At 45.7% G+C, this 23,670-nt stretch carries 22 protein-coding genes; 19 read left to right on the top strand and 3 right to left on the bottom strand.

Features of this window, described 5'->3' with window-relative positions; genetic code table 11:
• Positions 1 to 14 precede the first annotated feature (14 nt).
• From T472_RS11895 to T472_RS11810, 17 genes are all read left to right on the top strand, one after another.
• Positions 15 to 1,175, top strand: coding sequence for a galactokinase (locus T472_RS11895; protein WP_023387580.1), 1,161 nt, complete (start codon positions 15 to 17; stop codon positions 1,173 to 1,175).
• A 120-nt stretch (positions 1,176 to 1,295) separates the two neighbouring features.
• Entirely contained in the window at positions 1,296 to 2,285 is a 990-nt protein-coding gene (gene galE / locus T472_RS11890) for a UDP-glucose 4-epimerase GalE (protein ID WP_023387579.1), read from the top strand.
• 17 nt (positions 2,286 to 2,302) lie between these two features.
• Positions 2,303 to 3,814 (top strand): UDP-glucose--hexose-1-phosphate uridylyltransferase, encoded by a 1,512-nt coding sequence (locus T472_RS11885; protein WP_023387578.1) that lies wholly within the window; start codon positions 2,303 to 2,305, stop codon positions 3,812 to 3,814.
• Positions 3,759 to 4,841 carry an aldose epimerase family protein gene (locus tag T472_RS11880; protein WP_023387577.1) on the top strand — a complete coding sequence of 361 codons (1,083 nt, stop codon included), beginning with the start codon at positions 3,759 to 3,761 and terminating at the stop codon, positions 4,839 to 4,841. Before T472_RS11885 ends, T472_RS11880 begins: the two co-directional genes overlap by 56 nt.
• Positions 4,842 to 4,863: 22 nt before the next feature.
• On the top strand, positions 4,864 to 6,831 hold the full coding sequence (locus T472_RS11875) for a beta-galactosidase (RefSeq protein WP_023387576.1): 1,968 nt from the start codon (positions 4,864 to 4,866) through the stop codon (positions 6,829 to 6,831).
• Between the two features lie 54 nt (positions 6,832 to 6,885).
• Positions 6,886 to 7,227: a DUF1622 domain-containing protein gene (locus T472_RS11870; protein WP_023387575.1), complete on the top strand. Its 342-nt coding sequence runs from the start codon at positions 6,886 to 6,888 to the stop codon at positions 7,225 to 7,227.
• A gap of 18 nt (positions 7,228 to 7,245) precedes the next feature.
• Positions 7,246 to 7,659, top strand: a complete 414-nt coding sequence (locus T472_RS11865) for a HutP family protein (protein WP_162491235.1) — start codon at positions 7,246 to 7,248, stop codon at positions 7,657 to 7,659.
• An 84-nt stretch (positions 7,660 to 7,743) separates the two neighbouring features.
• Positions 7,744 to 9,030, top strand: coding sequence for a murein hydrolase activator EnvC family protein (locus tag T472_RS11860; protein ID WP_023387573.1), 1,287 nt, complete (start codon positions 7,744 to 7,746; stop codon positions 9,028 to 9,030).
• Positions 9,031 to 9,218: 188 nt separating this feature from the next.
• Positions 9,219 to 9,743: a hypothetical protein gene (locus T472_RS11855; RefSeq protein WP_023863612.1), complete on the top strand. Its 525-nt coding sequence runs from the start codon at positions 9,219 to 9,221 to the stop codon at positions 9,741 to 9,743.
• Between the two features lie 273 nt (positions 9,744 to 10,016).
• Positions 10,017 to 10,982: an ABC transporter substrate-binding protein gene (locus T472_RS11845; protein ID WP_023387570.1), complete on the top strand. Its 966-nt coding sequence runs from the start codon at positions 10,017 to 10,019 to the stop codon at positions 10,980 to 10,982.
• A 16-nt stretch (positions 10,983 to 10,998) separates the two neighbouring features.
• Entirely contained in the window at positions 10,999 to 11,922 is a 924-nt protein-coding gene (locus T472_RS11840; RefSeq protein WP_023387569.1) for an ABC transporter permease, read from the top strand.
• The gene (locus T472_RS11835; protein ID WP_023387568.1) at positions 11,888 to 12,685 is read left to right on the top strand and encodes an ABC transporter ATP-binding protein; all 798 of its coding nucleotides are present in this window, start codon (positions 11,888 to 11,890) and stop codon (positions 12,683 to 12,685) included. The genes T472_RS11840 and T472_RS11835 overlap by 35 nt, the downstream gene beginning before the upstream one ends.
• A gap of 409 nt (positions 12,686 to 13,094) precedes the next feature.
• Positions 13,095 to 13,697 carry a sigma-70 family RNA polymerase sigma factor gene (locus T472_RS11830; RefSeq protein WP_023387567.1) on the top strand — a complete coding sequence of 201 codons (603 nt, stop codon included), beginning with the start codon at positions 13,095 to 13,097 and terminating at the stop codon, positions 13,695 to 13,697.
• Between the two features lie 2 nt (positions 13,698 to 13,699).
• Entirely contained in the window at positions 13,700 to 15,298 is a 1,599-nt protein-coding gene (locus tag T472_RS11825) for a ComEC/Rec2 family competence protein (RefSeq protein ID WP_040907474.1), read from the top strand.
• A complete protein-coding gene (gene holA, locus T472_RS11820; protein ID WP_023387565.1) occupies positions 15,299 to 16,351 on the top strand; it encodes a DNA polymerase III subunit delta in 1,053 nt (350 codons plus the stop codon). It begins immediately after the preceding gene.
• An 8-nt stretch (positions 16,352 to 16,359) separates the two neighbouring features.
• Positions 16,360 to 17,175, top strand: a complete 816-nt coding sequence (locus T472_RS11815; protein ID WP_023387564.1) for an alpha/beta hydrolase — start codon at positions 16,360 to 16,362, stop codon at positions 17,173 to 17,175.
• A complete protein-coding gene (locus tag T472_RS11810; protein ID WP_242864808.1) occupies positions 17,121 to 17,864 on the top strand; it encodes an alpha/beta hydrolase in 744 nt (247 codons plus the stop codon). The genes T472_RS11815 and T472_RS11810 overlap by 55 nt, the downstream gene beginning before the upstream one ends.
• A 109-nt stretch (positions 17,865 to 17,973) precedes the next feature.
• Here the strand turns inward: T472_RS11810 and rpsT are convergent, their stop codons facing one another.
• A complete protein-coding gene (gene rpsT, locus T472_RS11805) occupies positions 17,974 to 18,237 on the bottom strand; it encodes a 30S ribosomal protein S20 (RefSeq protein ID WP_023387562.1) in 264 nt (87 codons plus the stop codon).
• 274 nt (positions 18,238 to 18,511) lie between these two features.
• On the opposite strand from rpsT, the gene lepA reads away from it, so the two are divergent.
• Complete coding sequence (gene lepA, locus T472_RS11800; protein WP_023387561.1) at positions 18,512 to 20,314, top strand: translation elongation factor 4; 1,803 nt, start codon at positions 18,512 to 18,514, stop codon at positions 20,312 to 20,314.
• 1 nt (position 20,315) lies between these two features.
• Positions 20,316 to 21,446, top strand: a complete 1,131-nt coding sequence (gene hemW, locus T472_RS11795; RefSeq protein ID WP_040907485.1) for a radical SAM family heme chaperone HemW — start codon at positions 20,316 to 20,318, stop codon at positions 21,444 to 21,446.
• A gap of 92 nt (positions 21,447 to 21,538) precedes the next feature.
• On the opposite strand, the gene T472_RS11790 is transcribed toward hemW, so the two are convergent.
• Both T472_RS11790 and T472_RS11785 read right to left on the bottom strand, forming a co-directional pair.
• Entirely contained in the window at positions 21,539 to 22,813 is a 1,275-nt protein-coding gene (locus tag T472_RS11790) for a DUF1576 domain-containing protein (RefSeq protein WP_023387559.1), read from the bottom strand.
• A complete protein-coding gene (locus T472_RS11785; RefSeq protein ID WP_023387558.1) occupies positions 22,810 to 23,547 on the bottom strand; it encodes a YaaA family protein in 738 nt (245 codons plus the stop codon). The genes T472_RS11790 and T472_RS11785 overlap by 4 nt, the downstream gene beginning before the upstream one ends.
• Positions 23,548 to 23,670 lie beyond the last annotated feature (123 nt).

Genomic DNA, 23,670 nt, shown 5'->3' with positions numbered 1-23,670 from the left:
CATGGAGGTGTTCTGTGGAGAAGTCTATAAGTCGATTCAAAGAAATATATGGGTATGAACCGGAGGGTATATATTTTGCTCCGGGAAGGGTGAATCTGATAGGTGAACACACCGACTACAATGGCGGACACGTGTTTCCCTGCGCATTGACCATTGGAACGTATGGCGCAGCTGCGCCAAGAAATGATTCAACAGTAAGGGTATATTCGGATAACTTTCCTGAAAATGGGATAATAGAATTCCAGCTGAAGGATATTGCATTCAGCGAAGCCCATGGCTGGGCGAATTATCCCAAAGGCGTGATCTACTCGTTCATGAAGGCTGGTATTGAAATAACCCATGGCTTCGACATGCATGTACGGGGTGATATTCCAAATGGGGCAGGATTATCATCATCTGCATCCATTGAAGTGCTTACTGCAGTGGTGCTGAATTACCTAAACAAGCTTGGAGTCCCGATGATAGAGATGGTCAAGCTGTCCCAGAAAGCTGAAAATGAATTCATTGGAGTCAATTGCGGTATAATGGACCAGTTCGCCGTAGGGATGGGAAAAGAAGGGCATGCGATGCTGCTCGATACTGAAACTCTCGAGTTCAGCTATGAAAAGGTTGACCTCAAGGATTCGGCGATAATCATTGCTAACACAAACAAGCGAAGGGGCCTGTCAGATTCCAAATACAACCAGAGGCGTGCAGAATGTGAGAAAGCCCTTGAGTATCTGAAGAAGAAGCTTCCGATAAGAAGCCTAGGGGAACTCTCGGGCGAGGAGCTTGAAAGGAATATCGGACTCATACCTCATGAAGTACTGAGACGTAGGGCAAAGCATGCAGTTCTTGAGAATGAGAGAACTGTAAAAGCAGCTGACGCTCTCGATAGAAACGACATGGTTGAGTTCGGAAGGCTCATGTATGAGTCCCATGCTTCACTGAGGGATGATTATGAGGTAACCGGATTTGAACTGGATACTCTCGTGGAAATAGCTTCGAAGGTTACTGGGGTAATCGGTTCAAGGATGACTGGAGCAGGCTTCGGTGGCTGTACAGTCAGCATAGTGAAAAATGAGAGCATAGAGGATTTCATCGGCAAGGTTTCAAAGGAATACCAGGAAGCGGTGGGATATAAGGCAGATTTCTATGTTGTCAGCATAGGTGAAGGTGCCAGGAGACTTTGCTGAAGTAACCTGACGGTTTTGTACCCACCCGCTTTAGCGGGTGGGTTCGTTCATTAAGTGGCGTCTGGTGGTATTAATTGATATAATTGGATGTGGAATAAGGTAAACATCAAGGAGGATATTATGGCAGTATTAGTATGCGGTGGGGCAGGTTATATAGGCTCACACTGTGTCCGTGAGCTGATTGCCCGCGGAGAGAAGGTTGTAGTAGTTGATAATCTTCAGACCGGACACAAGGCAGCGGTTCATAATGAAGCAACACTTATCGTTGGTGACATAAGGGACTATGGGTTCATGCTGAAGGTCCTGAAGGAACAGGAAATAACTGAAGTAATACACTTCGCGGCTAATTCGCTTGTAGGCGAAAGCATGACAGATCCGCTTAAGTATTATGACAACAACGTTTATGGAACCATGGTGCTTCTTAAGGCGATGACGGATGCGAAGGTCGGGCGCATAGTATTCTCATCTACAGCGGCTGTATATGGTGAACCCAAGAGAGTTCCGATCAGGGAGGAAGATGATACTGAACCTACGAATACCTATGGTGAGACAAAGCTTGCAATGGAAAAGATGATGAAGTGGACTGACAAGGCATATGGAGTCAAATTTGCAGCCCTTAGATATTTCAACGTGGCAGGTGCCGCGGAGAAAGGAGTGATCGGTGAAGACCATTCTCCTGAGACTCACCTGATACCTCTGGTACTTCAGGTTCCACTTGGCAAACGTGACAGGATAATGGTATATGGCGATGACTATCCAACTGAAGACGGTACCTGCATCAGAGACTATATACATGTTGATGACCTGGCGGATGCCCATATAAGGGCTGTGGAGTACCTCAGGGAAGGCAATGATAGCAACGTCTTCAACCTTGGCAATGGAAAAGGCTTCTCTGTAAACGAGATAATTGATGCAGCTGAGAAGGCAGCAGGACAGAGCATAAGGAAAGAGATCGCACCAAGGAGAGCCGGTGACCCAGCAGTTCTTGTTGCTTCATCAGAAAAGGCAAAGAAGGTCCTGGGATGGGAACCAAAGCATACGGATATAGTTGGAATAATTGCATCAGCATGGGAGTTCCACAGGACCCACAGAAATGGATTTGAGAACTGAAAAGGCGGGATGGTATTTTGAACATATACAGAGAAATCACAAGGCTTGCGGATTTTTGCGTGGAAAAGGGAATAACTGACGAAAGGGACCGTATCTACTCGATCAATAGAGCTCTTGAAGTCTGCGGTGAGGACGGATACGAAGACCTGCCGGAGTATCATGATGGCTGTCTTGACGTTGAAGTCATACTTGACGGAATAAGGGAGTGGGCAGTTGAGTCCGGAAGAGTGGAAAATGACAGTATAGATTTGCTTGACCTTTTTGATACGAGGCTCATGTCAGCGTTTGTAAAAAACCCTTCTGAGTTTGAAAGGGAGTTCTGGAGAACATATGAGTCATCGCCTGAAAGAGCTACCCTTTCGTATTATGATTTCGCCAGAAACTCGAATTACATAAGGGTGAAGAGGGTCGAAAAGGACATACGATGGAGCATCGAAACTGAATACGGCCCGATAGATATGACAATCAACCTATCCAAGCCGGAGAAGGATCCGCGGGCTATCGCAAAAGCGAAGATGATGAAGGATTCATTTTATCCGAAGTGTCTTATATGCAAGGAAAATGAAGGCTATTCAGGAAGACTGAACCACCCTGCAAGAGGAAGCCACAGGATGATATCCTTGAAGCTTGCTGAGGAAGCATGGTTTATGCAGTACTCACCATACGTGTACTACAATGAACATTGTATAGTCCTGAAGGCAGAGCACGAACCGATGAAGGTGACTGAGAAGACCTTCAGGAGACTGCTTGATTTCAACAGGATGTTCCCTCACTATTTCATCGGATCAAATGCCGACCTGCCCATAGTAGGAGGTTCGATACTTACTCACGACCATTTCCAGGGCGGCAACTATGAGTTTCCGATGGCAAGGGCGAAAGAGCTGGATTGCGTAAACCTCAAGGAACACGATATCGAAGCATGCACTCTGTTCTGGCCGATGAGCGTCATAAGGCTCAAGGGCAGGAGCATAGAGGAACTTGTGGAGGTTTCAGGTACCATACTTTCTAGATGGAGGCATTACAGCGACGAATCAGTGGGTATAATATCCCATACCAACAGCGAAGGCCACAATACCGTAACACCGATCACAAGGTTCAGAAACGGGCTGTATGAAGTGGATATCGTGCTCAGGAACAACAGGACTGATGATGACCATCCTTTCGGGATATTCCATTCAGCAGAAAGGCATCATCACATCAAACGTGAGAACATAGGGCTTATAGAGGCAATGGGGCTTGCAGTCCTTCCTGCAAGGCTCAAGAAGGAAATGGGCCTTGTCAGGGACCATATGCTGGCTAATGACATTGAAGGCATCTTCAGGGATGACGAGCTTGAGAAGCACGGTCATTTCGCCCTGAAGCTTCTGGAGGAGCACTCAATGGATAAGGATAATGCCGACAGTATTATATATGAAGAAATCGGGAAAGTATTCCTCAGCGTCCTTAAGGATGCCGGGGTCTTCAAGGGGGACAATGAAGGAAGGGAAGCTTTCAGAAGATGCTGTGAGGCCTTGTATGAAGGCCTATAGCAGGAAACTTTACCTAAATGGCAAGGAGTTCCATGAGATAACACTGGAGAACAGGGCGGGGATGAAGGTCACCGCTCTGGACCTGGGGTGCATAATCACCGGAATCCATGTACCGGACAGGCATGGAATATACAAGAATGTCGTGATGGGTTATGAGAATCCTGACGACTACCTGGATAATCCTGCCTACTTTGGTGCACTTATCGGTAGGACGGCCGGACGTATAAAAGACGGAGCTTTCACTTTGAATGGGGTGAAATACAGTATTGAACTCAATTACGGGACAAATTCGGGGCAGGGAGGAAGAGAGGGCTTTGACAAGAAGACTTACAGTTTTGCTGTAAACACATCAGAAAGTATGGCTGCGGTGGTTTTCAGAAGGACGTCGCCCCACATGGAGGAAGGGTACCCTGGGAATCTGTATAGTGCAGTATCTTATTCGCTCTCCGAAGAAAACGTATTCAAGATAAGCTATAAGGCTGTTTCAGACTGTGATACGCTGGTAAATCTGACAAATCACTCATATTTCAATCTGAGCGGTGATTTTTCAAAATCCATTGAAAGCCATAATCTTATGATAGCTTCTGACTTTTATGCCGAACTGGATGACTCCTCAGCACCGACTGGAAGGCTGATAGAAACAAAGGGCACGCCGTTCGATTTCAACTCAATGAAGGAGATTGGCAGAGATATTGGTTTTTGTGACAGTCAGCTGCTCATCGGAAAAGGATATGACCATCCGTTCGTACTGAGGGAAGGAAGCGGAATAAAGGCGAGGCTATGGGACAGGGAGACCGGCAGGCTGATGGAGATACACACTGACAACAAGGCACTGGTCCTGTATTCGCAGAACTACGCTCAGGGACAGGTCATTGTAGGAAATATTGTCTTGTCTGAAAGAATGTCGGCAGCGCTGGAAGTACAGAGGCTTCCTATCGGCAGGGACGGAACGTTCCTGGAGGATTCGGTCCTTAAGCAGGGGGAAACGTTCAGAAGCTATACGGAATATAGATTTGGCATCCTGTAAAAACTTGAAAGGGAGAAAAGATATGATACTGGGAGTCGATTATTACCCTGAGCACTGGGAAAATCATGAAGTTGAAAGTGATTTTGCAAGGATGAAGGAGATGGGAGTAAATACCATCAGAATTGGTGAATTCGCATGGCATATGTTTGAAAGTGAGGAAGGCTGCTTTGATTTCTCATATTGGGATGATATCCTAGACAAGGCTGAAAAGGCAGGTCTTGATGTGATCTTTGGGACACCGACGGCAACATTTCCTGCATGGCTCAGCCGCAGATATCCAGAAGTACATTCGGAGGACATTAATGGCAACCGAAGGGTATTTGGAGGGAGGAGGCAGTATTGCTTCAATTCGGACAAATACAGGGAGCTCTCAGTAAGGTTGGTAAGGAAGCTAGTGTCCCATTACAGTGAAAGGAAGAGTGTAGTAGCCTGGCAGGCCGACAATGAATTCGGTCACGAAGGAAGTGACATGTGCTGGTGCCAAAAGTGTGAGAATGCCTTCAGAAGGTTCCTTGAACAAAAATATGGAGACATAGATTCGCTCAACAGTGAATATGGAACCATCTTCTGGGGTCAGACCTACAACAGCTTCGACGAGATAGTGCTGCCGAGGGAGACGATAACTGTGCACAACCCTGCATTGCTTCTTGACCATTTTCGGTTCAGAAGCAATGCGGTTGAAGAATTCGCAAGGCTGCAGCTTGATGCCATCAGAGAGTCAAAGGGTGAATCACAGTTTGTCACACACAACTTCTCGGGAGGGTTCTTTGAAAAGTCCTTTGATTTCGGAAAGATCGCTGAACTTCTGGATATAGTATCCTATGACAACTATCCTGTCTGGGGAGGGCTCAAGGAGCCAGTTAGCCCGGCCCATACTGCCATGGCGCATGATTTCATGAGATGCCTCAAGGAGAGGAGTTTCCTTATCATGGAACAGCTTATGGGAGCTCAGGGCCATGATATCATAGGTTATCTGCCAAGACCGATGCAGTCCTCCATGTGGTCGTGGCAGGCGTTTTCCAGAGGCTGCAGCGGGATGCTGTTCTTCAGGTGGAGAGCAATGGACAGGGGTCAGGAGCAGTTCTGCCTGGGAATTATCGACCATAATGACAGGAAAGGAAGGAAATTCCTTGAGGGCAAGGGCGTATTTGAGAAGGCGGCAAAAATCGGAGCTGGATTCGAAAGTCCGATGAAAGGGGAGGTTGCGGTAGTCTATGACTATGACAACATTTGGTCATGGAGGATCCAGAGGGCAAGTGCGATGTTTGATTTCAGCACGGAAATGATAAGGCTCTATCGTCCGTTCCACAAAATTAACGCAGCAACTGATGTAATACCGGCAGGCAGGGACTTCAGTGGTTATAAGATAGTTGCAGTACCGGTCATGCAGATAATCGACGAGGATCTCTCCAAAAGGCTCAAAGAGTTTGCAGAGAACGGAGGAACAATAATATTCTCTTACAGGGCTGGGATAAAGAAGAGAAACAACAATGTCTACAGAGGAATGGTGGCCCCGGGGCCAATAGGCGAGCTTTGTGGCATAAGCATACTTGAAAGTGAGAGCCTGCAGCCGGGACAGGATGCCAAACTAGTTGGGACCGATGGTTCAAAAGGCAGCTGCAGTGTCTGGAGGGATATGGTTGATGCTTCTTCAGCCGATGTTCTTTACAGGTATGATGACCCATTCTACAAGGAAAAGGCATGCATAACCGTAAACAGGTATGGTAAAGGTCTCGTATATTATGTTGGAGGAGGTGCTGATGACCAGACTATGGATGCCCTTGCAAGTAAAATTGCTGCAGGCAGCGGAATCAGGACGTTTGATTCACCTGAAGGCCTCGAACTGGTTTTCAGGACCATTGATGGCAAAGAAAAACTTTTCTACATGAACCATGACGGTAAGGCCGTAACATATAAGGAAGAGGAGATAGGGCCTTACTCTTCAGGTGAATTCCAGATGGTGTTTAATCCTGCTGAATATATGGATTGAATTTATCTATCAATTGGAATATCATATACTTGAATAAACATCTTGGAGGAACAAATGCACATATCAGAACTACTACACGATATAGTACCCTACGCAATCTATCCGCTCGAACTGATGGGCATAGTAATCATTCTGCTGTCTTCCCTCAAGGGATTTTATATGTACGTCAAGGGGATAATAAACAGACATGTGCCTGACCATCTTATCAAGCTGGATTTTGCAAGGGGACTTGGAGTCGCGCTCGAATTCCTGCTCGCTTCAGAGCTTCTCAAGACAATAGTAATAGGTACTTTAGACGAGCTTCTTATTCTTGTTATTGTAATGGCACTGAGGATAGTGTTTACTTTCATCCTTCATTGGGAAATAAAGGAAGGTTCGAGTAATGGCGCAAGCTAGCCTTATTTCGACAGGTGGATCATGTTTAACAGTATAGATGTAGGAAAAGCAGCCATGAAACTGGCGATAACAACCAGGGAAGAGGAGAGGGATATGCTCACCCAACTTGATGGGATGGGTATAAAGGGAGCTGCAGTCGATATCGGAGGAAACATCTCTCAGAGCATACCCAAGATACTGGAGAGGTCCCTTGTCGCGTCAAAGCGAGGCGGGCTGATTGCTGATGAGTATGCACAGGAAGGTGCGGTTATCGGAGCCTGCAGAGATGCGCTCGCTCAGGTGATGATGAAGGCCAGTAACCTTAATGTAGGCGGTAAGATCGGGATTGCAAGGTCCGAACATGACATATGCGTATGCATATTCCTGAGTATCGGTCTGCTGTATCTCGATGAAGTCGTAGTCGGCATGGGGCATAGGGGACTTGAGAGATAGTCATCGATATTTGTGAAATTTCAGTGAAACTATAGTGTTCCCTGATATTTGTAGTAAAATTATTACTGTAGAAAGGAGGCTTTTATGGGTAAGATCAAAATCATAGCAATGACCCTTGTTATTGCCATGGCTTTCCAGACAAGTGCATATGCAACTGGAACCGTGACCAACAAGGAAAATCAGATTAAAGAGAATCAAGAGACCATAAAAGAGCTCCAGGAGGAAAAATCAGAGGTAGCTGGTGAGAAATCCGTACTTAATGCCGAACTCCAGGAGATAATTGCAGAGCAGACTGCGCTTACAAAAGAAGCTGACAAGATAAAGGCTGCAATAAGGGCCAAGGAAGATGAGATAAGCCTTACCAACGGTAAGATCACAGTTATGACGGGGAAGATCGCGGAAACTGAAGCTGAGATTGAACGTAAGCTTGCTGAAATAGCACAGAAGGAAGCTGAATTGGCTGAAAAGAAGGAAATGCTTGATGCCAGAATAAGGGCGTCATACATGAACAGCTCATTCGGCGACGTGATTTTTGCCCTGGTTGAATCAAAGAGCTTACTCGAGTTCGCTGACAGGCTTACAATGATCAACAGGCTCGTCGAAAAGGACAACGAAATCATTGAAACAGTCAAGCTAATGATGGAAGAACTCAAGGTGAAGCGCTCTGAACTTGAAGAAACCAAGCGTCAGTTCCTTGCTGCTAAGGAAGAGCTTGAATCTGAAAAGAAAAAGCTTGAAACCGAAAAGAGGGAGCTTGAAGCTGAGAAGAAGAAATACTCTGAAAAGCTCGCTGCTTTAAGGAATATTGAGTATGCCAAAAACCAGGCTTTATCCAGATTATCTGCGGAAGAAAAGGCAATAGCATCGGAAATCGGCGATATTATTGAGGAGAATGCAGCGCTTGAGAAGGAGATCCAGAATCTTATCAAGGCAGCATCTTCGTCCTCCAACGCGCCAAAGCCCAGCAATAATGCTGCAGAAGCACCAACTGCGGAGTATATCCGGCCTGTATCAGGAAGGATATCATCTCCGTATGGATGGAGAATCCATCCTATACTTGGATATTCTAAGTTCCATACCGGAATCGACTTTGCGGCATCATCGGGTACACCAGTTAAGGCTGTTAAAGGCGGTGTGGTGATACTAGCGAAATACAATTCATCATATGGAAACTACATCATAGTTGACCATGGCAACGGAGTATCTTCGCTGTATGCTCATCTGAAGAGCTTCAACACCTCTTTGGGTTCAAGGGTCTCTCAAGGCCAGACGATTGGATTTGTCGGATCCACTGGCATGAGCACCGGACCTCACCTCCACTTTGAGATAAGGGTGAATGGTGAACATGTCAATCCGGCAAACTACATCTGATTGAAGTCATAGCCTATTGTCCGGGCGAGTATTCGCCCGGATTTTGTGTTTCCTTATGGGTTCTTAATGAATTCTGAAATTGGGACTGTCACTTGTAATCGCACTCTGAAGAGTTTAAAATATATTATTGTAAGCGGGGTGATGATTTGAAAGATATATATATTCTGCTAACCCGTACAGGGACTGCATTGGGTTCAGCAATAAAGCTGTATACAAGGGGCTCATGGTCGCATGCGTCGATAGCTCTGGATGAGAATCTGGAGGAGCTATACAGCTTCAGCAGAAAGTACACATGGAATCCATTCATCGGTACCTTCATGGAAGAGGATATAGAAGGCGGTGTGTTTGCGGTAAAGACCGAAACACAATGCATGGTTCTTAAGGTAAGTGTCACGGATGAGCAATATGCTTCAGCCGAAGATATAATCAGCAGATTCAAGGCAAACAGGCAGGCTTACGGATATTCGGTACTAGGACTTATTTATTTCATGCTGGGCAGGCCAAGGTACAGCAACAGCAAATATACATGCGCAGGATTTGTTACACATGTGATCGAAGGGGCACAGGTGGCTGAATTTGAAAAGCATGGCAGTCTGGTGCAACCTGATGACTTCATGCATCTTGATGCAGAGGTAGTATATGAAGGACTCATCAGAGACTACAGGCGAAGCTTGACATGGACTGTAGGCAGGATGGCGGCAAACGTAATATGAAAGGGATTTTCAGGAGATGGAATCCCTTTTTTTATTGCGGAAATATGCTATTTTGAAACCTGTAATGGTTATTATAGGTAAGGATTGGAAAATTTGCATCTTTATTCAAGGCGTTTTTGCCAATATGTCAATTTCCATTTGTATGGTGCAATCAATCACCAAGAGTGATGGCTGCATTATGCCAAACAGTCAAATGAAACTTGCAAAATTTCACAAAGGCAATTATAATTTATACATTCATAATTAATTCATGAATTATTGGAGGATGGTAGTATGGTAAAGAAATTGGTGGCTGCAGCACTTGTAGTCGCATCCCTCGCTGCTGCAGGATGCAGTTCAGCAAAGGATGACGGTAAAGTGACTATCGGGATAACACAGATAGTCGTTCATGATGCTCTGGATGCAGCAAGAAAAGGATTCCTGGATGCACTGAAGGAGGGCGGGTACGAAGAAGGAAAGAATCTTGTGGTTGATTACAAGAACGCACAGGGAGACCCTCAGACAGCTCAATCGATTGCAAAGGACTTTGTGACTAACAAGGTCGATATTATATTTGCGATAGCAACACCGACTGCTCAGGCAGCGTACAATTCAACGAAGGAAATACCAATAGTCATAACAGCGGTTACCGATCCAGTGGATGCAGGTATTGCAAAGGCACTTGATAAGTCAGGAACCAATGTTACAGGCACTTCTGATGATGTTCCGATAGGACCTCAGCTGGACCTGATAGTAAAGATAATGCCTACTGTCAAGACCCTTGGCGTAGTATACAACACTTCTGAAGCGAATTCAGTGCTTCAGGTAAAGAGACTTAAGGAAGCTGCAGCAAAGATCGGACTTGCTGTCGAGGAAGCGGGTGTCACCAACGTAAATGAGATGAATCAGGTAATGCCGGTCCTGCTTTCAAAGGTAGATGCACTGTACACACCTACTGACAATACTGTTGCTTCGGCTTATGCACTTGTCAACAAGCTGGCACTTGATAAGAAGATACCTGTATTCGCTGCGGAAGACGCAGGAGTGACGGCAGGTGCGCTTCTCAGCGCAGGAATCGACTACTACCAGTTAGGAAAAGAAGCAGGTCAGAAGGCCATTGAAGTCCTTAAGGGCAAGGCACCTACGGACATTGCAATATCCACGATCGCTAATCCTACTATAACCATTAACAAGGCTACCGCAGACACACTCGGAATAACCATACCTGAAGACATACTCAAGGGTGCGGTAATAAAGTAGCTCAAGGAGGAGACTGATGGGTATCTTTATCAGTATTCTCGAACAGGGCACATTGTTTGCAATAATGTGTCTCGGGATATACATAACATACAAAATAATGGATTTCGCCGACATGACGGTCGATGGTACATTCCCTATGGGAGCGGCAGGTGTTGCCCTGCTTCTTTCAAGAGGGGTGAATCCTTTCCTTGCAACGTTCCTTGCAGCTCTAATCGGTTCCTGTGGTGGAATAATCACAGGACTGATTCACACAAAGCTGGGCGTGAACAAGCTGATGTCAGGAATCCTTGTAATGACTGGACTTTATTCAATCAACCTGAGGATAATGGGAAGGGCGAATATGCCTCTTTTCACATATAAGACTGTATTCAGCCTGCCTGAAGTGGAGGTGGCCGGGATTAACCTGAGCACTCTTCTGCTTATTACGGCGATCCTACTTGTCTTGAAGGTCCTTTATGACTTATTCTTCGGGACAAAGCTAGGGTTTTTCCTGAGGGCGGTTGGAGATAATGAGGCCATACTTGAGTCGCTCAGCTCGGACAGCCATAAGGTGAAGATAATCGGGCTGGCAATCGCTAACTTCCTTGCCGCATTATCAGGAGCACTTACTGCACAATACCAGGGATATTCAGACATTGGAATGGGTGTCGGTACCACGGTAATGGGACTTGCTGCAATAATAATCGCACTCAGCATATTCAAGCATGTAAGCCTTGGGATGAGCAACCTTGCAATAACCGGAGCTCTGATCTACAAGGCGATCCTAATAATAGTACTTGGCTGGGGAATAGAGCCGAATGAATTCAAGCTTGTATCGGCTGCGGCTGTAGTAGTAGCTCTTGGATTCTCAGGAGGAGCTTTAAAAAAAACAAAAAAATCAAAAAAAGCTGAAGGGAGGGTCTTAAATGCTTCAGATAAAAGGACTGTACAAGAGCTTTAGCGTTGGGACACCTCTCGAAAACAGGGTCATAAACGGATTGGATATTGATATCAGGCAAGGTGAGTTTGCTACGATCATTGGATCGAACGGCGCAGGAAAGTCGACTTTCCTGAATCTTATCGCAGGTACACTGGATGCCGATGAAGGTACTATAGTTCTTGATGGCCAGGATATAACAGATGTCAAGGCATTCAGGAGGGCGAACAATATCGGGAGGGTCCACCAGGATCCCAAGATGTCGGTAGCTTCATCCATGACACTTCTCGAGAACCTGTCACTTGCTGATGCAAAGGGTGAAAGCCTGAGCCTCAGGAAGGCGGTTTCACAGGAGAGGATAGAGGGCTACAGGGAGAGGCTAAAGAGCCTTGAACTGGGTCTTGAGGATAAGCTCTACACGAAGATGGGACTTCTGTCAGGAGGTCAGAGGCAGGGAGTTGCTTTGCTGATGGCTGTCATGAAGAGACCAAAGCTTCTTCTTCTGGACGAGCATACTGCTGCACTTGATCCCAAGACAAGTGAGATAATTATGAGGATCACAGACAAGCTTGTGGAAGAAGACAGCATCACTACACTGATGATAACCCATAACCTCAAGCATGCTGTGCAGCATGGAACAAGGCTTCTCATGATGCATGAAGGCAAGATAGTTTTCGATGTGTCAGGTGAAGAGAAATCAAAGCTGACATCAAAGGACCTCATTGAACTTTTCAGGAAGAATGCAAACGAGGATGCCATGGAAGACAGGTCTCTGCTTAGCCTGTAACAGGATAATAAGAAATGTGCCATAAAGGCGGTGTTTTATACACCGCTTTTTTTGCGCGTACAGATTTTTGTTTTATTATATGCCTATAAACTGACTTGAAAAACGCTGCAGTCCGCACAGGGACTTGTTTTCCGCCATTTACGGATTTTATTTTTTTAAATAGTATTAAAACGTTATTTTTGAATCGAGATGCTATATTAGTATATACAAAATTGAAAATAATATAATCATATTATAAACGAAGAATTCGTATTGCCTATTTAGAAAGTTGCATATTTAGTATTGCAATTATGGGAAAATAGCAAATGGCTCGGCTCGTTAAGAATGTCGATAACATTATTTGAAAATGTACTCTCCAATATATATAATTCTTACGAAAGGGGGGGTTATCATATATTACAATGAATCATTGCTGAAACAACTGAGGAGCGGCGACAAGGATGCAGAGGACGAGCTTATAAGGCAGAACACTCCACTTGTGTACAGGCTTGTTAAGGACTACTACTATGCATGCAAGGAACCTGAAGACATGAAGGACATCTTCCAGGCAGGATGCCTCGGCCTTATCAAGGCAATGAAGAACTATGATTTCTCATACGAGAACAAGTTCGTTACGTATGCCTATTACTTCATCAGGGGAGAAGCAAGGCGGGCACACGAAGGTCTGAAGAAAAGAGAACTCACGATCAGTGACGTATCCATGGTGATGGAGGAGGGGGTGGGTGTCGAATCAAACGAAGATATCTTCGAGTATATCAGGAAAGGCAGGCGGGACGAGGAATCCGAATGGAATACCTATGACTCCGTCATCGACAAAGTCCTTGTGGAGGAGATGCTTGAAAAAGTGACTCCAGTGCAAAAGAAAATTTTGATCTACAGGTATTTCGAGGATCTTTCACAGAAAGAGATCAGCGAAATACTGGGACTGCACCAGGTTTACGTATCAAGGGAGGAAAAGAAGGCGAGGGATAAGCTTCTTTCGCTTCTTTTGACAGAAGATTGCACATTGTAGCTTTGGCTGCACTCATTGAATGCCTGATGATCCAGTCTGTTTGTGCAGGCATCGCACCATACGCCATATTGGTCTGCATGGTATCTGCTTCAATACCGCTTAAGGCATATGACAAGAGGATGCTTGTAATTCCGGCAGCTGCGGCAGCGGCTGCTTTTCTGTCGGTAAATCTGTATTACAGCGCTTCAATACCTGATTCTATAAGGATCGGCAGGATATACACATACAGGGCTGAGGGAATATCAGCGGGAAGGAAATACCTGGTTGAGGGGATTGAAGAGGGTCTTAAGGAAGGCGACATTATTTCTGGTGTGTTCGTGTATGAGGATATGCCATTCAACAAGGATGGCTACATCGGCAAACTTGTATTTTCAGACTATAGGGTATCGCTTGACCTAATAAGCCGTTTAAAGCGTTTTAAGGCTGAGCTTGGAGAAGACCTGAAAGAGTGGTACGGTTACGACAATGGAAGCCTGATGGGCTCTCTTGTGCTAGGCTACAGGACTGACCTTTCACCTGACAGGATGGCTACCATGGAATCACTGGGAATCCTCCATATCCTTTCAATCTCAGGTTTCCACATCGCCCTGATCGAACAGCTTCTCGAGAAATTAAGGCTCAGGAGATCAGGATTTGCAGCAATACTGCTGTACGGCGCTGTAGTCGATTCTGTGCCCTCCTACAGGGCGGTACTCATGAGTGCCTACAAGGCCTTGGGACGAGCAACAGGGAGAGACCCTGACCCCATTACAGGCCTCGCGGCAAGCTTTATGATTCAGGCTTCCCTGAAGCCGTACCTTGTTTTCAGCTATGGGTTTGCTCTCACATATGTCTCAAGTCTCGGGATGATGCTCCTTGGCAGAAGGATTGGACGCAGAACATGGTGGATGCCGCAATCGGTCGGATCACCTCTTGCTGGAACAACAGCAGCTCTTGCTCTTTCATTTCCGTTCATGGTATCAATGACCGGTGGAATGTCTGCGGGGGTATTTGCAGGCAATATGGCAATGGTGCCAATATACACAGGGGTAACATATCTTTCGCTTGCATCAGTGCTCTTAGGTCCAATACCTCCTGCAAGGATTATCCTGGAACCCGTAATTGCTTCAATAATGCAGCTTGCACTCAGGGCTGGAGAGGCTGCCTCTGCCTTTTCGGCAGATCTTGGGCTTTTAAGGGTTGTGATGTATTACCCGGCATTCCTTGCGGCATCCTGGATATCCTTCAGAAGAAGGAAGTTCGGGATTCTATTGGCTTTTTTCCTTTGCGGTCTTTTGATTTCGATGCCCATTATAGAAAGGGTGGAAATTGTAAACGACTGGGGTAATTGCAAGGTCGTCGTATCATCGGGATTCAGGACGATAGTCATTTCCAACGAAAGGATACCTGAATCAGGTGAGATACTCCTTGAAAAGCCGATATTCTTTACACTTGGAGGCAGACGAGTTGAAATTTCAAAAGGAACCGGCTGGAATAGCCTGCCTCAGGTCCATGTGGAAGGGAAAAGACTTAAAATACCGTCTGAAATGAGTTATTATAATGGTATGGCCGTAGAAGCGGATTTCATATTCATATTTGGAAAGGTATACAGGTTGAAATAAATGGACTATAAGGAACTGGTCGGAACAGCGCGAAGAAAGGCAAAGCGAGCATACCTGATATATGGTCAGGATGAGCAGCTGATTTTTGAAGTCAGGAATGCCCTCAGGGATGCAGTGCTTGATGAGATTGGCGGAATGAATCACATCCGGCTGGATGGCACAAAGGCAACATATGATGATGCGCTTAATGCACTGTCAACATATTCAATGTTTCCTGGCGGTATATTGGTCGAGATATCGAAATGCACTTTCATGGACAAGGAGGCAGGAAACGATTCACCACTAAGGGACCTTGTTGCTGGATATCTGGAGAATCCAAGAGAGGACCTTTACCTTTTCGCATCCTACAAATATGACAGCGAGCTTGAAAAGAAAAATGTCTATCTCGATTCCTTGAAGAAGAAGATATCGGGTGCAAGCATAATTGAGCACATTGATGCTGTCAAGCAGAAAGGGATGCCTGAACTTGTGGATGAAGCCTTCACAAAGAAAGGAGGAGCCTTGCAAAAACCCATGGTAGCCTTTATTGCTGACAATTTCAAGGGAAGCCTTCTCCAGCTTGAGAAAGAGGCTGACAAGCTGCTTGCTTACACAGCTGGCAGGGAGATCACCAAGGCTGATGTGCTGAAGGTAATGACCATATCTGACGAAAGGCATGTCATGAACCTTCTTGACCTGATTTTCACTGAAAGAGGTATCGGAAGGAATGTACGGGAGATACTCAGCCTTCAGAATGACCTGATGTACAGAGGTGAAAAGCCTGAAGCGGTAATTGGAATAATCGGCAGCAGGATAAGGCTGCTATTCGGACTAAGGCCGCTGATCGAAGAGGGGAAGCCAATGACGGAAATCGCGGCAAAACTAAGGACATCCAGTGCTTGGTACGCAGAACGGATGAGCAGGATATCAGGGTCAATATCATACAAGGAATATGCACGGATATTCAGGATCCTTCTGGAAAGCGAGCTTACCCTCAAGAGCAGCTCTGTGGATCCGGCATCACTCCTTGAGGTGATGGTTCTTTCAATATGCGATGCAAAGGAAAACAGGTGAGTTGCGTTATGGGGCGGTTTGATTTTTTTATGGTGGAAATCCCTGAGCTTAAGAGGGAAAGGACAATAAGGGTATATCTTCCGGACGGTTATGACAGAGGCCGCAGAAGATATCCTGTCGTATACATGCATGACGGACAAAATCTGTACCACAGCGAAGACTCAGCATATGGAGACATATGGAATGCACAGGTCGCATCTGACAGGCTGAGGGAGAAGGGGATGCCTGTCATTGTCGTAGGAATAGACAATGGAGGTGAAGAAAGGCTTGACGAGTATTCCCCGTGGATTTGTCCGCCTGCGGACAAGTTCGAGAAGGTCCACGGACTCGAGTGGTCTTTTGGTGGGAAAGGAACGAAATACAGCGAATTCATCGTCAAGACACTGAAGCCTCTTATAGATGACAAATACAGGACTAAGTCCGGCAGAAAATCCACTGCGATCATGGGTTCCTCAATGGGAGGTTATATCTCCATATACATTGGAACCAGGTATCCGGAAGTTTTCTCGATGATCGGCGCAATGTCGACCTCTGTATGGGTTGAGGAGAAGAAGCTTATTGATACCATAAGGGAGTCAAAACTAAAATATCCCATGAAATGGTACCTTGATGTTGGGACAAATGAAGCAGGTGACAGGAGAAAGCGAATCCTCAACAGAGGCTACGTGGATGGATCGGTAAGGGTATATGGAGCTCTAAGGGAGAAGGGGCTTTCAGATGAAGATGTCATGCTTTTCATCGATGACGGGGCCCTTCACAATGAGAAGGAATGGGCGAAAAGGCTGCCAGAGGCGCTGGAGTTCCTGTTCGGGTTGAACAGATGACGGAAGGTACCTCAAATATGGGGAAGTGCCTTATCCTGCATGGCTTCGGAGGTGGAGTGCATGAGGTTGCTAACCTTGCAGAAATGCTTGAAAACTCTGGATTTACAATAGCATGTCCGACTCTTCATGGTCATTCCAAAGTCTTGAAGGAATTTGGCAATTCCACATACGAGGACTGGGTTGAATCAGCTGAGGCAGCCCTTGACAGCCTTGAAAGTGATGGCAGCAGAGCAACAGTGATCGGATTTTCGATGGGAGGGCTGATCGCTGCGAATCTTGCTGAAAGACATGATTTGAGTTCGGTTGTGATGATCAATACACCGATATATTACTGGAACATTCCGCAGGTGATATCTAACCTTGCTGATGACCTCAAAGGCAGGAAAACTGATAATACAAGACGGTACCTTCAGGCAAAGCGCAATTCACCGATTCCGTCGATGCTCCAGTTCCTCAGGCTGCTTAGGGCTTCGAAGCCAAAAATGGAAGGAATAAGGTGCCCGTTGCTGGTGATTCAGGCAAGGGATGATGATACGACCAGAATAAGAAGCGCAGCATATATTTTTAGCCATGCGGATTCTGACATTAAAAGCCTGAGATATTTCAATGAAGGGGGCCATGTCATCCTGAACAGCTCTTCAGCTGATGAAGCTGGAGAGTGTGTACTGGAGTTCCTTGAGAAACTGTAGGGCTTGGACCGGTACTAGAAGATATGTCCATAGGATCACTAGGGAGGCCAAGGTTACTAAGCTGCTTAACTGCAAATAAATAAACCGGTCAAATGACCGGTTTTATTTATTATGCCATAGCATTGAGTTTTGCAGCCAACCTTGACTTCTTTCTTGAAGCCATGTTTTTGTGGATTATGCCCTTGCTTGCAGCCATGTCAAGTGACTTAGTAGCAGCTGTAAAAAGCACTGCTGCGCTTTCCTTGTTGCCTTCAGCTACTGCAGTCTCATACTTCTTTATTGAAGTCTTGAGTGCGGACTTAATCATCTTGTTTCTCAGTGTCTTAGTCTCCGTGACTCTTATCCTCTTGATGGACGATTTGATGTTTGCCATTGTTTCACCCCCTCCGGTTTGATTGTGCGGGTGCGGAACGACCGCTCCCTCAAGGGTCTCAATGCCGGTTTTGGGGAAACCTGCATTTGAGTGGTTTATAACATGAGTATTATAGCATCTAAGGGAATTGCTTTCAAGTGATATGGGAAGAAAGATTTGTCAGGGATAAACCTTTTTTCATTGTTTTCAATGACAAGGTTATGAAAACATAAAAGAGAATATTGCGCATCCTTGTGTTATAATTTATGCTGAGATGATTTACGAGGTGAACAAGATGGGAAGCGAAAGACAAAAACATATAAGAAACTTTTCCATAGTCGCGCATATCGACCATGGCAAAAGCACTCTGGCTGACAGACTCATCGAGTACACGGGGACTCTGACGACGAGAGAAATGGAGACCCAGGTACTGGACAATATGGAGCTTGAACAGGAAAGAGGAATAACAATAAAGGCCCAGGCTGTAAGGCTGATATACAAGAGGGAAGATGGAGAATATATCCTTAACTTAATTGATACTCCTGGACATGTAGACTTCAACTACGAGGTGTCTAGAAGTCTACAGGCCTGTGAAGGTGCGATACTGGTCGTCGATGCGACTCAGGGAATACAGGCACAGACACTGGCTAACTGCTATCTTGCCATGGGCAACGACCTTGAGATAGTACCAGTCATCAACAAGATAGACCTTCCATCGGCAAGGGTGGATGAGGTGGTCAAGGAGATAGAGGATGTCATCGGACTTGAAGCCCATACCGCACCGAAGGTTTCTGCAAAGACAGGAATCAACATAGTAGATGTCCTCGACGCCGTAGTTGACAGGATTCCTCAGCCAAAAGGCGAGGACGACGCACCGCTCAAAGCACTGATATTCGATTCATATTACGACTCCTACAAGGGCGTAGTGGCTTACGTCAGGGTCAAGGAAGGTGTCATTCATCCTGGCAAGAAGATCAAGTTCATGGCGTCCAATAAGATATATGAGGTCACAGAGGTGGGTGTATTCACTCCTGGAATGATGCCGGTTGAGATGCTTTATTCCGGTGATGTCGGTTATGTTACTGGATCCATCAAGAATGTAAGGGATGCCAGGGTAGGTGATACGATAACAGATGCTGCGAATCCAGCCAAGGAAGCACTTCCTGGATACAAGAAGGCGATACCTATGGTATTCTCGGGCATATATCCAATAGATGGAGCAAAGTACGAGGAACTTAAGGAGGCATTGGAGAAGCTGCAGCTAAACGATGCTGCACTTTCCTTCGAATATGAGAATTCTGTTGCACTTGGATTCGGATTCAGGTGTGGCTTCCTTGGACTGCTCCATATGGAGATCATCCAGGAGAGGATAGAACGTGAATTCAACATAGACATAATTACAACTGCACCGTCGGTCATATACAAGGTGTTCAGGACAGATGGAGACGTGATCGAAATCACAAACCCGACGAATCTTCCATCACCTAATGAAATCGAGCATATGGAGGAGCCTGTGGTAAAGGCTTCAATAATTACACCCACAGAGTATGTGGGGGCAGTAATGGACCTTTGCCAGACCAGAAGAGGTGTTTACATCAACATGGAATACATTGAGCAGACAAGGGCGGTGCTAAACTATATCCTTCCGTTAAATGAGATAATCTACGACTTTTTTGACACACTGAAATCAAGGACAAGAGGATATGCATCACTTGACTATGAGATGAGCGGATACCAGAAGACAACGCTTGTAAAGCTCGATATACTCCTTAACAGTGAGCTTGTTGATGCCCTTTCAATGATAGTTCCGGAAGACAGGGCATATACTAAGGGAAGAAACATAACTGAGAAGCTCAAGGAGGTAATTCCAAGGCAGATGTTCGAGATCCCGATACAGGCAGCGATAGGATCCAAGATAATTGCAAGGGAGACTGTCAAGGCAATGAGGAAGGATGTTCTGGCAAAGTGCTACGGAGGGGACATTTCGAGAAAGAAGAAGCTTCTTGAGAAACAGAAGGAAGGCAAGAAGAGGATGAGGCAGGTAGGTTCTGTGGAGGTTCCACAGGATGCATTCATGGCTGTACTCAAGGTTGAGTAGAGTGGACAGGCTCGGACTTTATATACACATACCGTTCTGCGAAAAGAAATGCTATTACTGTGATTTTGCATCATACTCAGGCAAGAGGGCCCTTGTAGTGCCGTATCTCAATGCTCTGGCAAAGGAGATAGAGGCAAAGACCAGGGGCAGGTGCTTCGACACCATATTCATTGGAGGCGGAACCCCCTCATATCTGTCAAGCGAAGAGCTTGTAATATTGTCAGGCATTCTCTCTGGCGTTTCAAGGACAGAAGAATGTGAGTTCACCATGGAGTGCAATCCGGGCAACATTACAAAAGAGAAGGCCAAAGTGCTGTGGGGCATGGGTGTGAACAGGATATCCATAGGATTACAGTCATCGAATGACACTTTGCTTATGGATATTGGCAGGATTCATACCTTCAGGGAATTTCGTGATAACTTTCTGATGCTGAGGGAAGCCGGATTCAAAAACATCAATGTTGACATAATTTATGGACTTCCAGGCGAGACACTCGAGATATTTGGAAAGACGCTTGATGATGTGGCTATGCTTGAACCTGAGCATATTTCCTGCTATTCGCTCATCATAGAAGAGAACACCCAATTCTATGTGAGAAGGCGAAGGGATACTCTGATACTGCCGGATGAGGACACTGAGGATGCAATGAAGGACCTTGTCACATCAAGGCTTGAGAGTCTTGGATTCCTAAGGTATGAGATCTCGAACTATGCGAGGGAAGGCTTCGAATGCAGGCATAACAGGAACTACTGGGAATTCGGGGAATACATTGGCTGTGGTGCGGCGGCACATGAATTCACCGGAGGCTTAAGGCGTGAAAATATAAGGACTGTCGAAGGCTACATAAGGTCAATTGAATCAGATTCAGACGCTGCAGTAAGAGTCCACGAGAATTCGAGGGAAGACAGCATCGAGGAATTCCTGTTCATGGGAATGAGACTTGTTGAAGGAATTTCCTTGAACAGCTTCAAGTCCAGATTTTCAGAGGATATAATGGACATCTTTGGAGATGTCATACGAAGGCATATGGGTGACGGACTACTGGTTATTGAAGGTGACAGGATGCGATTCACTGAAAAGGGAATGGACCTCTCAAATCATGTGCTCAGTGACTTGATCCTGACTGTCTGATGGTCGTTTATAGCTTGCTGGTCAAAGACATGGATATGAGAAGAATACGATATTAAACGAGAAGGGAGGCATTTGCCTCCCTTCAAACATTCTCATTTTACTAGTCCTGTCTTATTTCCCTTCAGAGCTTCAATCAGAGGAACCATCACTGCTGCAACAAATCCTCCCGAAAACCCATTGTTGTATAGATTCACTCCGCCATGGACATAACCGATGTTTGAAACGACAGACATATGGGCAAAGCCTGCGATTATGCCATAGAACCAGCCATAATAGCCTGAAATCGGGGCCAGGGTGGTACCGAAAAGCGCAGCCAGCAGAGCTCCGGTTGAATTGGTATCGTTGATATGAAGGGTGGTTGCAATGAATACTCCAGCAAGCACGGGCACTGTGTTTCTGGGATGTTTGCCTGAAGCCGAAAAACCGGCGATCGTGAAGATACCCCCCATTATCGGTCCGTTGAGCTGTCCGCCAACCAGGAGAACGTAGGCTGTGGCTATAATGCTCATTATAGCCATGTTTATCAGTACAGCGCCGAATCCACCTATAGCTATAAAATCGGTGCCTCTGCCCGGACTATCAAGAATCCTCCTGAATCCGTCAAGGCTCCAGCTACAGCGTGAAAGACCGATGAACAACATCACATTCGAGATCGTGATGATGAAGATTCCCATCTGGATATTGTAGCCTGAACCGATAAAGCTCTGGGGAGGACTATCAAAGCCAAGTCCCCTAAGCATACCCATGAAGACCATTCCGATTATTCCAGCTGTGAAGCCGATATTGTACATGTTGAATCCCTGGTGGAACTTTGAAAACTCAGAGGCAAGCGGTGGAATCATCATGCCTGCCACTATCCCTGCAAGGTTTCCAAATAATATGCCAACAGGAAGCGGAAGTCCAAGACCGAAGGTGATGACACTGGTAAGAGGACTTAGCGTGGTTCCGAAAAGTGCGAACACAATATTGTTGGCAAAGCTGTCCTTTTCATACTTTGAGTAGATGTACACACCGAGAGGTACAGCCCAGGAATTGTAAAGGTTCTTTCCAAAGAAGGAGAAACCGGCAAGGGTCAGATATGCTGCTACGATCGGTCCTGAAAGCTCCTTCTTGGCACGCCTTGATATACCGAGCCCCAGTATAAGGAGAAGACCGCTGTTCATGAATGCAGCTCCAGGATTAGCTATCGCAAAGTAGTCTGATATCAGTGTGCTTGGTGAATGCATTATCCTGTATAGTCCATTCACAATTTCCAGAGGTGAGTTTAGGACGAATGCGAATAGTATCTCTATTACGGCTATGATATAAAGGAACATGTATCTTTCGCCGTGTGGCAGGTCAGGGTATAGCCTCTTCATAAGTTTCATCGTTTAAACACCATTGTTTCCCTGGTCGAAAGTACCCTGTCAAACGAATATCCATCATAGCTGAAGCCTTTAATGCCTTCTATATTGTTTATTCCTTCTACAGAAATGAATCTTGCCATCATTCCTCTAGCAACCTTTGAGAACAATGGAATTATCCTCGATGAATCACCTTTTTTCTCCCTGAATTCCACATTAACGACCTTCAGTCTGAAATCTTTCTTCAGCACTGCCTTTGAGTATTCCCTTGAGGCGATGTTGAGCAGGATGCCGTCATCAGACTCCTGTTCCAGGTTACGTGCCAGCTTATCACCCCAATAGGAGTATAGGTCAGGTCCACAGTCAGTGATGACCTTCGCGCCCATCTCAAGCCTGTAGGGCTTTATCCTGTCAAGTGGCTTGAGATAGCCATAAAGGCCCGACAAGATCCTGACGTGGCGGTTAAGTTGCTTTATCGCTGCCTGATCCATATCATCGATCGCTAGCCCTCTGAAAACATCTCCCCTGTAGAGATATGCAGCGGGGAAGGACGGTGCTTTTGAAAATCCCTGATACCTGGCAAAATTTATCTCTGCAAGCTCATCGCTGATCCTCATCAGGTCCATGAGTCCGGTTGGATCGTATTTTTTCATTATGGCAGCAAGTATTTCCGCATCTTCCTGGAATCGTGGAGTGGAGGTCCGTACATGAACTTTGACTTCATGCATTGTCTTTGATGGTGAGATTATTGCAAGCATAATACCTCCTGATTTTGTGAACGAATTCTCTTTTGTCCGAAAATTTCAACATTTGTTGATGTAGACATTTACATTCATTATAATTGAATTGAAGTTCACTGTAAATCAGGGAGGCAATTATGA

Origin of the sequence: Youngiibacter fragilis 232.1 (assembly GCF_000495435.3) — a bacterium.
Taxonomy (GTDB): domain Bacteria; phylum Bacillota; class Clostridia; order Clostridiales; family Clostridiaceae; genus Youngiibacter; species Youngiibacter fragilis.
Note: the sequence above shows the minus strand (reverse complement) of the source record. Positions and strands in the feature narration are given on the sequence as shown.

Bases quoted from the DNA above. Each gene is read 5' to 3' on its own strand.
- galE (WP_023387579.1), top strand. From the start codon at position 1,296: ATGGCAGTATTAGTATGCGGTGGGGCAGGTTATATAGGCTCACACTGT.
- T472_RS11880 (WP_023387577.1), top strand. From the start codon at position 3,759: ATGAAGGAAGGGAAGCTTTCAGAAGATGCTGTGAGGCCTTGTATGAAG.
- T472_RS11875 (WP_023387576.1), top strand. From the start codon at position 4,864: ATGATACTGGGAGTCGATTATTACCCTGAGCACTGGGAAAATCATGAA.
- T472_RS11870 (WP_023387575.1), top strand. From the start codon at position 6,886: ATGCACATATCAGAACTACTACACGATATAGTACCCTACGCAATCTAT.
- T472_RS11860 (WP_023387573.1), top strand. From the start codon at position 7,744: ATGGGTAAGATCAAAATCATAGCAATGACCCTTGTTATTGCCATGGCT.
- T472_RS11845 (WP_023387570.1), top strand. From the start codon at position 10,017: ATGGTAAAGAAATTGGTGGCTGCAGCACTTGTAGTCGCATCCCTCGCT.
- T472_RS11840 (WP_023387569.1), top strand. From the start codon at position 10,999: ATGGGTATCTTTATCAGTATTCTCGAACAGGGCACATTGTTTGCAATA.
- T472_RS11835 (WP_023387568.1), top strand. From the start codon at position 11,888: ATGCTTCAGATAAAAGGACTGTACAAGAGCTTTAGCGTTGGGACACCT.
- holA (WP_023387565.1), top strand. From the start codon at position 15,299: ATGGACTATAAGGAACTGGTCGGAACAGCGCGAAGAAAGGCAAAGCGA.
- T472_RS11815 (WP_023387564.1), top strand. From the start codon at position 16,360: ATGGGGCGGTTTGATTTTTTTATGGTGGAAATCCCTGAGCTTAAGAGG.
- T472_RS11810 (WP_242864808.1), top strand. From the start codon at position 17,121: ATGGGCGAAAAGGCTGCCAGAGGCGCTGGAGTTCCTGTTCGGGTTGAA.
- rpsT (WP_023387562.1), bottom strand. From the start codon at position 18,237: ATGGCAAACATCAAATCGTCCATCAAGAGGATAAGAGTCACGGAGACT.
- lepA (WP_023387561.1), top strand. From the start codon at position 18,512: ATGGGAAGCGAAAGACAAAAACATATAAGAAACTTTTCCATAGTCGCG.
- T472_RS11790 (WP_023387559.1), bottom strand. From the start codon at position 22,813: ATGAAACTTATGAAGAGGCTATACCCTGACCTGCCACACGGCGAAAGA.
- T472_RS11785 (WP_023387558.1), bottom strand. From the start codon at position 23,547: ATGCTTGCAATAATCTCACCATCAAAGACAATGCATGAAGTCAAAGTT.